This window comes from Segatella copri (assembly GCF_019249795.2).
GTDB classification, from domain to species: Bacteria; Bacteroidota; Bacteroidia; order Bacteroidales; family Bacteroidaceae; genus Prevotella; species Prevotella copri_B.
Window position 1 is genome coordinate 823104 of sequence record NZ_CP156891.1, and the last position, 14097, is coordinate 837200.

At 42.0% G+C, this 14097-nt stretch carries 8 protein-coding genes and 2 pseudogenes; 2 read left to right on the top strand and 8 right to left on the bottom strand.

What is annotated here, in order from left to right:
- The first annotated feature begins 185 nt into the window (after positions 1-185).
- Entirely contained in the window at positions 186-1757 is a 1572-nt protein-coding gene (locus tag KUA48_RS03895) for an Rne/Rng family ribonuclease (protein WP_117692278.1), read from the top strand.
- A gap of 95 nt (positions 1758-1852) precedes the next feature.
- Here the strand turns inward: KUA48_RS03895 and KUA48_RS03900 are convergent, their stop codons facing one another.
- Positions 1853-3940: a S9 family peptidase gene (locus KUA48_RS03900; protein WP_218432733.1), complete on the bottom strand. Its 2088-nt coding sequence runs from the start codon at positions 3938-3940 to the stop codon at positions 1853-1855.
- A gap of 133 nt (positions 3941-4073) precedes the next feature.
- On the opposite strand from KUA48_RS03900, the gene KUA48_RS03905 reads away from it, so the two are divergent.
- Entirely contained in the window at positions 4074-4391 is a 318-nt protein-coding gene (locus tag KUA48_RS03905) for a heavy metal-binding domain-containing protein (protein WP_006847412.1), read from the top strand.
- Between the two features lie 151 nt (positions 4392-4542).
- Here KUA48_RS03905 and KUA48_RS03910 read toward each other — a convergent pair whose 3' ends face one another.
- The 7 genes and pseudogenes from KUA48_RS03910 to KUA48_RS03940 all read right to left on the bottom strand — a co-directional run bounded on the left by KUA48_RS03910 (position 4543) and on the right by KUA48_RS03940 (position 14049).
- The gene (locus KUA48_RS03910; RefSeq protein WP_218432732.1) at positions 4543-6105 is read right to left on the bottom strand and encodes an ATP-binding protein; all 1563 of its coding nucleotides are present in this window, start codon (positions 6103-6105) and stop codon (positions 4543-4545) included.
- Positions 6106-6457: 352 nt separating this feature from the next.
- Positions 6458-7207, bottom strand: a complete 750-nt coding sequence (locus KUA48_RS03915; RefSeq protein WP_252190677.1) for an Abi family protein — start codon at positions 7205-7207, stop codon at positions 6458-6460.
- Between the two features lie 615 nt (positions 7208-7822).
- Complete coding sequence (locus tag KUA48_RS03920; protein WP_218432731.1) at positions 7823-10054, bottom strand: RagB/SusD family nutrient uptake outer membrane protein; 2232 nt, start codon at positions 10052-10054, stop codon at positions 7823-7825.
- Positions 10055-10705: 651 nt separating this feature from the next.
- Positions 10706-10933, bottom strand: a pseudogene (locus tag KUA48_RS03925) (helix-turn-helix domain-containing protein); the annotation flags it as partial.
- 320 nt (positions 10934-11253) lie between these two features.
- Positions 11254-11460, bottom strand: a pseudogene (locus KUA48_RS03930) (IS66 family transposase); the annotation flags it as partial.
- A 250-nt stretch (positions 11461-11710) separates the two neighbouring features.
- A complete protein-coding gene (locus KUA48_RS03935; RefSeq protein WP_181993552.1) occupies positions 11711-12736 on the bottom strand; it encodes an IS110 family transposase in 1026 nt (341 codons plus the stop codon).
- Positions 12737-13023: 287 nt separating this feature from the next.
- Positions 13024-14049, bottom strand: a complete 1026-nt coding sequence (locus tag KUA48_RS03940; protein WP_218433791.1) for an IS110 family transposase — start codon at positions 14047-14049, stop codon at positions 13024-13026.
- Positions 14050-14097: the final 48 nt, after the last annotated feature.

Sequence of the window (14097 nt, forward strand, 5' to 3'; positions counted from 1 at the left end):
AAGATGGCTACTCACAAGCGTAAAAAGAGATTACGTAAGAACAGACATAAGAGCAAGTAAGCTAGCATTGTAGCTAGTCTACTATAGCTCTCGGTCAGTTCGTGACTGAGGGGGTGTGTCAGTTCTGATATGGAATGACATACCCTTTTTTTGTATTAATTTAAAGTTAAAAGATTATTGAAGATATGACAAGCGAAGTTGTAATTGATGTCCAACAGAAAGACATCTCTATCGCACTCATGGAGGACAAGCAGCTGGTGGAATACCAGAACGAACCTCGTGAAGCATCGTTCTCTGTGGGCAACATCTACATCGCAAAGGTAAAAAAACTGATGCCGGGTCTTAACGCCTGCTTCGTGGATGTAGGTTATGAACGCGACGCCTTTCTTCATTATCTTGACCTAGGAAGTCATTTTAATTCCTACCAGAAGTATCTTAAACAAGTACAGAGCGACAGAAAGAAACTTTTCCCATTCTCTAAAGCCAGCAAAATGCCTGAATTGGAAAAGGACGGCAGCATACAGAATGTACTCAAAGCAGGACAGGAAGTGCTGGTACAAATCGTAAAGGAACCAATCTCTACCAAGGGACCTCGACTCACAGGCGAAATCTCATTCGCGGGCCGATACCTGGTACTCATGCCATTCGGTGATAAAGTTTCTGTCTCGTCGAAAATTAAAAGCGGTGAAGAACGCTCCCGACTCAAACAACTCATTCACAGCATCAAACCAAAGAATTGCGGCGTTATCGTCCGCACTGTGGCTGAGGGTAAGAAGGTCGCTGAGCTCGATGCTGAGCTGAAAGTCCTGGTGAAGCGATGGGAGGATGCTATCGCCAAGGTACAGAAGACCCAGCAGCGCCCGCAACTTGCATTCGAGGAGACCGGAAGAGCCGTTGCTCTCTTGCGTGACTTGTTTAACCCATCTTATGAGAACATCTACGTGAACAACGAAGATGTGATGAACGAGGTGAAGAACTATGTTTCTCTAATAGCCCCTGAAAAGGCGGGCATAGTTAAGCTCTACACCGGTAAGGTACCTATCTTCGACAATTTCAGCATTACCAAGCAGATTAAAGCTGGCTTTGGTCGTGTTGTTAACTACAAGCACGGTGCTTATCTCATCATCGAGCACACCGAGGCCTTGCACGTTGTCGATGTAAACAGTGGTAACAGAACTCGTGAGAAAGGTCAGGAAGCAAATGCACTGGACGTTAACCTCGGCGCTGCTGATGAGCTGGCAAGACAATTGCGCCTCCGAGATATGGGAGGTATCATTGTTGTCGACTTCATCGACATGAATCTTGCCGAAGACCGACAGTTGCTCTATGAACGCATGTGCAAGAACATGCAGAAGGACCGTGCCAAGCACAACATCCTGCCATTGAGCAAGTTCGGACTGATGCAGATTACACGCCAGCGTGTACGTCCGGCTATGGATGTGAATGTAGATGAAACCTGCCCTACCTGTTTCGGTACGGGCAAGATCAAGTCTAGCATCCTCTTCACCGACCAGTTGGAAAGAAAAATCGACCGCCTAGTCAACAAGATCGGCGTCAAGAAATTCACTTTGTATGTGAATCCTTACGTGGCTGCCTTCATCAACAAGGGCTTCATTTCCCTGAAGCGCAGATGGCAGTTTAAGTATGGTTTCGGCTTCAATGTGATTCCTTCACAGAAACTGGCGTTCCTCCAGTACGAATTCTACGACAAGGACAACCAGTATCTGGACATGCAGGAAGAACAGGAAACAAAGTAAGTTTTTAATTATCAGAAAAAAAGCTCCATTCGCATCTGATTGCGAATGGAGCTTTTTTATTTTGTTTTTCTACACCTTATTATATATAGGGCATTTCAGTACTCTATCTCATTATTCACCATCTTCTCTGTATCCCAAGGTGCAGGAGCACCGCCGAGATAACGATGGAACCAGTCGAGGTGCGCATTGTAATAGAGCGGCATCGACTTCAGGTTGCTTGGCCAGTGACCATCATACTTCAAGACTATCAGTCGAGAAGGAATGTTCAGGGTCTGCAAAGCTGTGAAATACTGCAAACTCTGGGTATACGGTACACGATAGTCTAGCTCGCCCGTCATCACGAGGGTTGGTGTTGAGAAGTTCTTGATGTATGAGGATGGTGACCACTTCTCGTAGAGATCGGAATTATAAGGCTGTCCCTCTAACTCAAAGTTAGGAAACCATACTTCCTCAGTACTGCCCCACATAGAGCGCAAGTCATATACGCCCATCATGGAAGCCAGACACTTGAATCGCTTGGTATGTCCCTGCAGCCAGTTCATCATGTAACCGCCATACGACCATCCCATCGCTCCCATCCTCGTGGAGTCAACATATTCCAGGGTTGCCAATTTATCGGTAACCTTCATCACATCCTCAAATACCTTTCCGCCCCAATCACCGGAAATGGCACGGGTAAAGGCCTGACCATATCCCGTAGAGCCATGAGGATTAGGATAAGCCACCACATAACCGGCTGCAGGATAAACCTGCCAGTCACCACGGAAGGAATTCATCCATTGCATCTGTGGTCCGCCATGCACATTGATGATAAGCGGATATTTCTTGCTGGCATCAAAGTTGTGTGGCTTCACGATGAATACCTGTACCTTGTCGCCACCAGCGCCATCTACCCAGATACTCTCAGATGGACGGATATCCACCTCATTCTCCAACTTCTGGTTAAGGAAGGTAATCTGCTGTTCCTTGCCGCTTGCTACAGGAGTTCCATTCCACTTTTTCATCTGCTGGCGATAGAGAGCCGATGGCTTACCTGTCGTGCTATAGGTATAATATACCATACCCTTATTGTCGAAATCAAACTCCGAGATGGCCTTGCCCGTCAATACCGGCGAGATGGTTTTTCTGGCTATACCGAGCTTGTAGAGCGGCTGAGTGCCCTGTACCTGACCGAGGAAGAAGATACTCTTGCTGTCGGGAGCCCATTTGTAATCATCTACCCAGTTATCAAACTTCTCTGTCAGAACGGTAGACTTCTTTGCAGCCCGGTCGTAGATAGCAAGACGGAAGCGATCAGACTCATAACCAGGCACTTGCTGCAAGCGGTAAGCGATATACTTGCCGTCAGGCGAATAGGCTGGAGTACCATCCCAAGCCTTGTTCTCCTTCGTGATGCAGACCGGTTCTCCCCCATTCACAGATACCGTCCACAGGTCGGCATTGGTGCTAGCCTCCTGATGCTCATCATGATTGGATACGAAACAGATCTCCTTGCTGTCAGGAGAGAATTGATAGGTGATTCCACCTCCAACCACGAATATCAGCGAATAATTGCCCGGAGTCAGATCCTTGTAAGTCTTCGTCTGTGTATCGAAAAGGATAAGGTGATTGCATCTGCCATCATTATAGCTCGTCCAATGACGGTAGAGCAACTTGTCGGCGATATGCGCCTGTACAGGTCCCTGCTCCTTTTTCTCCATCCGGGCCTTGTTAGCCTTGGCATCAGCTCCCAGGTCGGGATATACTTCTGCGGTAAAGGCAATGTATCGCTCATCCGGAGAGATGACAGGACTACCGATACCCAACTCATAATCAGTTACCTGTTCCGTCTCACAGGTAGTCAGATCCATGCGAAAGATCTGAGCCGTCCCTTTCTCATAATTAGTAAAGAAGATACTCTTCCCATCCTTGCTCCATACGGCAGAACTGCTCTTTCCATCCTCGGTAAGAGCCTTGGCGTGAGAGCCATCCGCATTCATGATGTAGATATCGGAGCCAGACTTCTGGTTCTTCAGGTCAGAAGAACTGGCGGTATAGCAAACCGTCTTACCATCAGGCGAAAGGCTCACCGAAGATACGCCCTTCACCCTGTACAAATCCTCGATGGTAAACGCCCTTTTCTGAGCGTTTGCCGAAAGCAGCGCCATCACGAGTGCTGCCGAAAACATCAATCTCTTGTTCATATAACCTATAAATATTTATATTTCAGATGCAAAAGTAACAATTATTTTTGGATTTTCTGCAACCTTTTCTCTACTTTTATCGTCTAAGCTATAAATAACATTGATAATAACATAAAAAAGAAAGGAAAAGATTATGATTTTAAGTACCACTCCAACCATAGAAGGCCACCCTATCCGTGAATACCGTGGCGTAGTAACCGGCGAAACCATCATCGGTACCAACTTTGTAAAGGATTTCTTTGCCAGTGTCCGTGATGTAATCGGCGGCAGAAGCGGTTCTTACGAAAGCACCCTCCGCGAGGCTAAGGATACAGCCCTCAGAGAGATGGCCGACCGTGCCGCATCCCTGGGCTGCAACGCCATCGTGGGCATCGACCTGGATTACGAAACCGTGGGCAACAGCGGTTCCATGCTGATGGTTACATGCAGCGGAACGGCGGTGATTATCTAAGTTCTGCGACTGTACAAAAGAACAAAATATGCATGAATTGTGGCGGTAACTACCTAAAAAATCGAGTTACCGCCCCTGTTCAAGCATATTTTTATCTATATTGTGTGGTGACATACACCTGATGAAGGTCACCAACTTTCTTCTATTTCATTTATTCTATCACCCAATCCTCTATACTTCGCTGGTTTTCCGAGAAGTTAATACCCACTTTCACAACCTTTCGCCCATCATCGGCAAAAGCCTTGGCATAGTCCTTATCGCTGATTTGCGCCATGGCGATGTCGGCAGACTTCTTATATTTCAACTCAAAGATAAAGATACTCTTATCCGTCTTGAGCACAAGGTCTATTCTTCCATCAGAAGTGGTATGCTCCACCTTCACATCTTCGCCAAGCATGGTGAAGATGGTGAATATCACGGCTTGATAGTGACGCTCATTATTGTTGATAATCGTATATGGGAACTTATCATAGAATGCCTTCAAGTGAGGCATAAAGGCTCCCATGTCGTCATTGATGAGCACATTCTTGGAATAAGCATACACAATGGCATCATATCTGTTCATGTCTTGCGCAGTATAATACCTGACGAGACTTTTCGAGAAGCCTTGTCTTACTTCCTGATTTGGGAAACAGAGATGATACAATTTTCCTCTTCGCTCATATCCTTTAATGGTAAGATAACCACTTTGGAAAAGAACTGGAATCGGGTCTGTAAGTTTTTCAGTAGGGGTATCAAAACGATCATCATTAACCCATAAATCGTCCAGATTGAGCATATCCAAATTCTTCTGCTGCAACAACTCTACCAGGAACGTAGGCGTACCGGATGTAAACCAATAGCTATTAAACTCCTTATCGTCCAAAGCATTGATAATGCTGTAAGGATTGAAGATATCCTCGCTATTGATACTGAAGTGGTAGCCATCATAATGCTGCTTGAGTTGCAGCAAGGTCTCCTCATAAGTGAGTCCATTATACTCAGCCATCTCCTCGATTCCCTCACGGAAATACTGAGTCAATTCACTCTTGGTAATACCACAACAGCTACTGTATTCATCCTTCAACGTGAGAATCTTGAGATTGTTCAACTCGCTAAAGATGCTGAGCTGACTAAACTTGGAAATGCCTGTGATGAATACAAAGCGGATGTTTCCCTCTTGCTGCTTCAAGGGGCTGAAGAAATCTCGCATGATGTTGCGGATGGTCTTTTGCAAGTCTTCGTCACTTACAGAATCATGCATTGGAGCATCATATTCATCGATGAGAACGACTGCTTGTTTACCTGTTTGAGCAGCAGCTGCCAGCAAGATGTTCTTGAGACGGCCTCCAAAAGACTTCTCATCTATCGGCTTAACCTTTAAACCATATTTTTTCTCTTCTATTTCTAGTATTCCGTTAAGAATTGAATATGTATTCTCCAAACTATAATATTTACCGCAGCTCAGATCCAAGTGGATGACAGGATATGCCGTCCATTCCTTCTCCATCTGTTCGATGGCAAGGCCCTTGAACAGTTCTTTCTTACCCTCGAAGTAAGCCTGGAGGGTAGATACAAACAAGGATTTTCCGAATCGGCGTGGGCGACTCAGAAAATGAAACTTGGCATAATGAGCCAACTGATAGACGATAGCCGTCTTGTCAGCATAGAAGTAATTCCCCTTCACGATTTCGGAGAACGTTTGTATTCCCAAAGGATATCTCTTTGAAGCCATAATCTTACTCTTTATAATCTAGGTACAAAGATACAGATAATATTTCAGAAAGCAAGCATTTTTCTGATTATTAACAATATATCACTGCAAAAATAGAACCGCAATTCAACAAAACATGCTTGAAACGGGGCGGTAACGGCCTTAAAAAACGACCCGCACATTTGAGCATCGTTGAGAGGCTTGGCGGGTTCTCGCGCTGCAAAGATACGAATAATCTTTGATAATACAAACTTTTGAGCAAGAAAAAACAGCCAACCTTCAATAGCATATTTGAAAGTTGGCTGTTTTTCATTTATAATGTTTCCTGCAAGTTTTTACTAGGCATAAGCTTACTTGTATTTTATCTATAAAGTTATCTCCATAGGGGCTCGGAAATCCAATTTTCAGGGAATCCCATTGCTGCAGGATCTACCTGTGGATAAGAAACGAGTAAGGATTTGAGCTCATTCTTGAAGTCCAATCCATATCCCATAGAATCAAGCCAATATGCAATACAACAGGCTATAGCATATACTTTGTTCGCATCAACACCTTCTATATTCACCCATGCACCACGCAAAGAGGCATTCATTTGTGGAGCATTGGAGAGATAACGATTCCAAAGTCGTGAGTGATGAGCGCAACAGTTTCTTAGGACAGTTACACTACGCATCCAACTTTCCAACACCTCATGCTGTGGAAGATTGAACTGACGAGCTACACGCTTCTTCAACTTCTTGTCACCGAAATTGTAATAGAGTTTTGAAAGCGTACCGAAAGATGCCAGTTCAAGCGTTTTCCATGCAGGAGGGAATATCGGCTTGTCATAGTTGCGCCTATGTTCCTTGATAAAGTCCTCTTTACAACGCTGAAGCTCTCGGTCTATGGAGTTCATATTCTCAATAAACTTGTGCTCATCGTCAGCAAGGCTTGTATCAAAGAACCAAAATGGTCCATGTGCCAAAGAGAACTCTTGTATAATCTTTGTGCGCAAAGCAATCTCTAATCGTTGAACAGCCTTGAACATCAAATCTCTCAACTCTATATCAAAGTTATAGAGAGCTACGGCATCTTTAAATCTACTATTAGGCTTAAATTGATGCGTAGTCTTGTCTTCCTCCATAGGACGAAGGTATTGAACAAAACGAAAATAGCTGACCTCACCAAGAAATTTTACAGCCTTGGATGAATCAGCAATATTTAAGCCTCTACTTTTTAGTAGTTCTATTTGTTCCGAAATAGAAAGAGCCTGCTTAGTGTATAATCTTAATGTACCCATAAAAAGCAAAAGACCCGCCCTGGTTCGCTGTTCAAATGGGAAGCGTGGCGGATTCTGTTGCTGCAAAGATACGAATAATTATTGATAATACAAACTTTTGAGCTAGAAAATTCACGAAAAAGTAGATTTCATTGACATATTTGTATTTAAGAATGTTAAATCAGGTCATAAAAACGCATTTTGTCTACAAAACAAGAAAGAATATGAGATAAAAATGCTACCCATGTAACATCTCCCCCCATACCGGAAGTCCCGATTTAAAATAAATTTCGTACCATTTGCAAACGAAATTCCAAAGTGGGAGGCGGTGGGGCATTTTACGTATAAGGATACAAGGGTCGAGTTGAAACACTTTGTAACCTTTACTCAACTTTTAGACTTTACAGACTACTAGACTATCAGAGTCTATTTGAAAAAAAGGGAACGTTATGAAAAACCAACGTTCCCTATTTTTGTATATCAATACCCTGGGTTTTGAGTCAAATTTGGATTCACCATTAGTTCATTTTGAGGAATAGGTAAAAGCAACTGATATTTTTCTAATCCGAGTTCTTTTATCGCCAAACCATTCCTTTTCAAGAAAGCAAAATAGTCTTGCAATTTAAGAGACTTCCTCAGTTGCTTAATTCCCTCAACTGAAACATTTGTTCCGGAAATACCATTTATATTACCCACTTCTGAAATATATTTTGAAGCCTTTGCATTGTTACCCAAGTGAATTTCGCATTCAGCATATAAAAGCTTGACATCCGTAGTAGTCATAATAGGTACTACCTTTTCAGGACTTCCGTCTACATTTACCCTAGAGTCTCTTGACTCATTGCCAACCTTCAAAGCCAATATTAAATCTTTGTTTTCAGATGTATATTTTGTTGGAACTTTTTCCATAGAGTATATATTTTTGTCAACAACTTGTTGGAGAAGATTACTAGCTGCAGCCCATTTTTGCTGATACATATATACTTTCGCCAAAAGAATACGAGCCACATCCTTCGATACAAACACAGCATCATTGGCGTTGGTTGCAAAAGCTACACATTTCTTTTCATCCAAATTTCTTATTGCTTCTACCAGTTCTTCTTCCAGCATTTGTAGAATACTAGATTCGGATGTTCTTGGAACATAAGTATCTGCATAACCTTCAAAACCTGCATTAGGCACCACAACTACACCACCCCACCAAATCAACATTTGATAGTAGCACATATCTCGATAAACATTCAGATAAGGAGAATATACTGCCCTATACATGGCATCTGCTCTATACAACCTTGCAATCATATTCAGCGCTTGGTATGAGTTTATATAACAATTATGGATATTCGGTTCACTGCTACGAATAGGAGCAACAAAACTAGGATCATTTATTATCTTTGTATAACGATAATTCATCTGAGCCTCAAGGGTTACAGCATTTGCCAAACTCTTCATAAATTCAGAAACACAAGCGATGCCATCCCTTCCGAGTCGAGGTACTATGATTTCTGCATTAGGATTAGCTTGCTGAGTTAAGTTCAAGCGAGCCACTACATTACCCATACCATCATATAAAGGAATTGAAACTGCTTGTTTCTTTCTAAAAGAGGCAGCCTTTACAACCACCTTTAAGATATTATTTTTCAATTCTTTAGTATAGTTGATACTAGGTACACTTCCACTTCCGGTTTCATAAATTTCCATTCCCGAAACAGAAGTCGAATTATCGTATATATCATCACCAGGAATACTTGGTCGCTCTAAGTAAACAGGTACAGTTGTATTTACCTTTACCTCATAGCTTCCACCTTCCATAGGTACATTGATATTATTTGTTTCCAAACTGACAGGATGATTTTCAGGCGCAATTTCATTTCCTGCGGTTCCATCTCCATCCCAATCGAAATAATAGATAAGATTCTTAACGGCAACCTCTTTACCCATCTCTTGATAGCGTTTCTTGATATTCTCTGCTATTTGAGGCAATTTGCTTTCCAAAGAGAACATATCTTTACGAATTTGTAGTTTGGTAGTTTCTGAGAAATTACCATCCTCAGCAAACTCTTCTGAAAGTTGAGATAAATATTCAGTAATTTGTGCTTCAGAACGATTATACAGAATTAAAGATGACACGGCAATAAGAGCAGCAGCTTCATCAGTACCAGAAGTAATCGAGAAATGATTAACATCAGTCTTGGCATACTTTTCGAGACCAAAAGTCTTGAGGACTTCTTCTTGTGCCTGATTGTTGGCTTCCTTAAATGACTTACCATCCTTAGCTACCAAATTCATAACTCTCTGATACTTAAGATGTGAAAGAATATTCAAATTCACATCAGCTGCATTTTGAAGATTAGCAACAGCATTTAAAACCAAGGTTCCTTTAGAAAGTTCGCCAGTTACTTCATTAAAATAATATCCAGAAGCAGACAGTTTTACATAGGGTGACTTTAACAATTTAGATCCAAAAGTAAAAGTACCCTCATTATCTGTAATCGTAGAAGTAAAAGACTCACCTGTTTCATCTAGGTCAGCATCCAAAGGCTGCATTTGAATGGCTGTACCTCTAACAAAAGGACCTTTTTCTACCTTACCACCTACATTAAAATTAGTAGGAGTGTAACCATCCAGGTCGTCATTACTAGAACAAGACTGTAGCATTGCCATCATTCCTATGGTAACAACCACAACGGCTTTCTTTAAAATTACTTTCATAATCTCATTATTTATTAGTTAAACTTTCATATACAAGAAGCGTGGTCTACATATACCACACCTAACTTTGGAGGTCCTGAGAAAACCCTGAGATACAGATATAGTAATAGTAGCCCACGCTATGCGTGAGAACCACTATGCTACCATTGTATCTCTTTTTGAAAATTTCTCAGGTTTCCAAAGTTACAAGATAAGCATAACGCCTCTTTATATTCTAATATGTCTTGGAGATGGCATACACCAAATCCGCTTCAAAATTACAAAACTTTCCCGACATAGCCACAAGTTTTGGGGGAAAATTTGCATATAAGCCTCACTTTTCTTTCCTTTTTTCTATTTTTAGTCACTTTTCTTCTATCTCACCAGATATTTCGCGACCAAATCTCTAAGCATCGACTCCGGAAGATTAGATACTCCCGACTCTTGAATCAAAGCATATTCTGGCTTATTCTTTCCGATAATAAACTTACAGTCTCGCCCATCTATGCTTGCATACAAATGGAAGTTGGCTTTGTAAGCCTGCTCTATACGAACATCTGTACAACTTTTGCCATCTTCTCAAAAGAAGAAGAAGAACTGTTGTCTTTATCCTCCAACCCCCATGAAACGAGATGAACATTTATCGCTGACTCTATGGAACTGATCCACCTGTCATCGTTTTGTATGACGTATTCTCTGTGCCGTCTTCTCATCCTTTCTCATCAGATAAGGAGATGGAGGAAGTTCTGGAAGCACATCATTGATGGCATCAATCTGCCCCACCACCTTCAGCAAGAGGAGAAAAGTGGAAAGCGAAAGATTGCCCGCTGTACCATTCTCAAACTTGTGGATGGTGGTCAAGCCAAGCCCAGTAAGCTCGGCAACCTCCTTCTGGGTGAGAGTCGCTTACAAATGACGCAGATTCGCCCATCCCTTTATCCCTCGCATATATTTTTTTCTTGGAAAAAGTCTCAAAGTATCATTATTTACAGATATATCACTGATACATAATGAATTACAAAATGACACTTCCAAATATATTTACAAAGAAGTATCATAGAAGTATCATAAATTCAATAGAAGTATCATTAAATCACCATGATGCATCATAAAAAAACACGAAATTATAGTCAACTAAATATAGAAAAACTGTAAGCGTCTCCGCGTTTATACCTTGCATAATTCAAAAAAAGCAGTAACAGCTGATTAAACAAATGCTGTTACTGCTTTTTCCATCGGTCAGGAAGTAAGTCTCTATATTTTTCTAATGGGGTATTGGGTTGCCATTCTACAGTCTTTTCTATTACGTCGCATATGTATTCAAACAGATTAATGCCATTCTGTCTGCATGAGATGGCGATAGAATATAGGATAGCCGCCCGGCTTGCTCCTTCGTGCGAACCAAAGAACATTGAGTTTCTTCTTGATTCCTAAGACATAGCCAAATTTTTGAGCAACTTTTTGTGTTAATAAATACAAAAGAGGTATTTTGGAACATACAGGCACTAAAATATCGGTAGCAGAAATGGTCAAAAATGATTTTTCTGTTACAAATCAACACGGAACTCGTTCTTTTAATAGCGTGTGGCTAGATTCCTAATTAGTTATCCGTGTTTGTGTCTTTACAAGACTCTAAATGGCAGTAGCACAGACTGCTATAGTTCACTTGTTTCGGACTTATGATATTGCAAGTTTTTCATTGCTGCTCTTTGAATCCAACGGTTCCCATTTTCTGTTCTGCTTACCTATAGCGAACATTCTGAGAACAAGTTTGAACTTAACGGCATTCAATGCCTTGCGTTTTGTGTCTGAATCTTGCTTACCTCCTAATTTACGGTTATAAAATGATTGTAACTCTGCATCATATTGTACAACAACTGTGGCCGCCATGGATAGATCTGCTTTCGCCTGACCATCACAGCGTGCTGAAGGTCGGGGACGCCATTTCACACTGGTGCCTGAAGTGCGGAAGTGCGGTGCCACGCCGACATAACTGGCATATTGCCTTGCTGTTTCAAAAGCGGTAAAGTTTCGGGTAATGACAATGACATTTATGGCATTGACGAAGCCTATTCCCGGTATTGTCAGAAGATTCTTGTAAGTAGACAAGAGGCTATCGTCTGTAGCCAGCAACTTCTGTTCTTCCAACTCGATGTTCTCAATGTCACGGCTGAATTTTTTGATGTAGCCATCATATAACTGGGCATCTTCCTTTGTGATGCATAGCTGTCTTCTGTTCATGAAGCATGTACGCTGTTCCACCAGGAACTTACGCTCATTCATCAGTGCCTTGAGTCTCTGCATGGTCTTGTCAGGCATATTATAAGGCTTGACACATTCAGTACCATTATAGCGATAGAGAAAGTCTGCAATCTTGGCAGAGTCAATCTTGTCGCTCTTGTCCTTGGGCCCCATGGGATAATGCTTTACCACATGGGTGGAGAGCATGCAGAACTGATAGTTCCTGGTATTAAGAAACTTCTCCAGCTCCATGGAATAGCTGCCGGTGAACTCCATTCCGAAGAGACTGTTCGAGAGAACCACATGATTCTTCTTGAGCCATGTGCACATTTCGCCAAATCCCTTGCGGGAATTGTTGAATACATCGTGAGAAAAGTCCTTAATTGGGGTTTCTTCACAGAAAATTGATACGTCAATGACATTTTTTGAGATGTCGATGCCGATAAATGATTTATTTTTCATACCTTTGTACCGCATTTTGTAGGAAGGAGCTCTCTATGTCAGGGTAAGCCACATCTTTTAAAAGCTTCCACGGCTAATTCCCTAAACGGCACTTGACCTGGCATTTCAGGCTGGGGAGACTAGATCAGGGAAAGGTCTTTGTCTAAGACAAAATAGTTCACTACCCCCGTCCGGAGTTCCTTCCATTTCAGATGCTCCGGCAAAGGTAGTGAAAAAAACGCAGACAAAAGACTTAGTCGGGAAATAGTTATGCTCTAAGAAGTGCGATAGTTCACTTTTGCTGCATTTTAGTTCTTATATGCATCTGTCTCCACATATGGTGTTCCACGCTTTATCACGGCAAACATACGAAGGACCAGCTTGAACTTGACGGCATTGAGCACGATGCCACCGCATTTTTCCTTTCTCTTGCGTATCCAATAGTCTCTTATTGAAGGATTGTTCCTTATGGCGGAAAGGACAGCTATGGATAAGTCTGCCTTGGCTTCAGAAAAGCCTTTCTTGGAAACCCCCGTTTTCTTTCTTACTGAGGTACCAGATTCCTTTTTAAAAGGGGCTATTCCTATGTAACAGGCATATTTGCGAGGATTGCTGATTGCAGTGAAATTTTCCGTCAATACAATGGTTTCCAACGCTATGATGCGACCAATGCCAGGAATGGAGGTCAGCAGATTGTAATTCTTTCTGATGCTTGTATCTTCATTCATGTAGCTGTCAATCTCTTTGTCTATTGCTTTCTGGTTTTCCTGCATGTTCTTCAGCAGGAGTTTCTTGCGTTCAACGGATAAGTCTGTATCGTATGCGCTGATATCATGAAGCTGCTGCTTATAGAGAGTTGACTGCTTGGTGTTCTGCTTACGCTCTGCCAGCAATCTCTTCAACTTGAAATAGACAGGTGAAGGAAGTTTGGAGGGATTGCGAAGAATCTTCTTGTGGTTCTGCTCACAATAGATTGCTATTCTGAAAGCATCCAGTTCATCAGTCTTGATACGGTCTAGAGAGCGCTGGTCATCATCCAAGTCTGGCTCGAAGCGATGCATTTTGCGAGGTTCCACCATACCATAGATATATTCTTTGGATTCCAGCCATAATCTGAAGTTTTGGTTATAGAGTCCAGTATATTCCATACAGAACAAAAAGGTATCGAAGTCTTTTCCTACCTTTGCGACCCAGGAGCCAATCTTTTTGAACCCAGCATCATCATTGCTCACCTTAATATGAGCATTCTTCCAGTCGATGGTTTCACCATCATAATAAGCAAGGTCGAGAGTCTTCTTGGAGACATCTACGCCAAAGTAAAGTTCCTTATCCATATTATTGACATTTTAGCATTAAATGGAAACAAGAAAACATTTGGCTTG

What these genes read in the sequence shown, in the direction of transcription:
- KUA48_RS03920 (WP_218432731.1), bottom strand. Translation starts at nt 10,054, where the DNA reads ATGAAAGTAATTTTAAAGAAAGCCGTTGTGGTTGTTACCATAGGAATG.
- KUA48_RS03895 (WP_117692278.1), top strand. Translation starts at nt 186, where the DNA reads ATGACAAGCGAAGTTGTAATTGATGTCCAACAGAAAGACATCTCTATC.
- KUA48_RS03905 (WP_006847412.1), top strand. Translation starts at nt 4,074, where the DNA reads ATGATTTTAAGTACCACTCCAACCATAGAAGGCCACCCTATCCGTGAA.
- KUA48_RS03935 (WP_181993552.1), bottom strand. Translation starts at nt 12,736, where the DNA reads ATGAAAAATAAATCATTTATCGGCATCGACATCTCAAAAAATGTCATT.
- KUA48_RS03900 (WP_218432733.1), bottom strand. Translation starts at nt 3,940, where the DNA reads ATGAACAAGAGATTGATGTTTTCGGCAGCACTCGTGATGGCGCTGCTT.
- KUA48_RS03940 (WP_218433791.1), bottom strand. Translation starts at nt 14,049, where the DNA reads ATGGATAAGGAACTTTACTTTGGCGTAGATGTCTCCAAGAAGACTCTC.
- KUA48_RS03915 (WP_252190677.1), bottom strand. Translation starts at nt 7,207, where the DNA reads ATGGAGGAAGACAAGACTACGCATCAATTTAAGCCTAATAGTAGATTT.
- KUA48_RS03910 (WP_218432732.1), bottom strand. Translation starts at nt 6,105, where the DNA reads ATGGCTTCAAAGAGATATCCTTTGGGAATACAAACGTTCTCCGAAATC.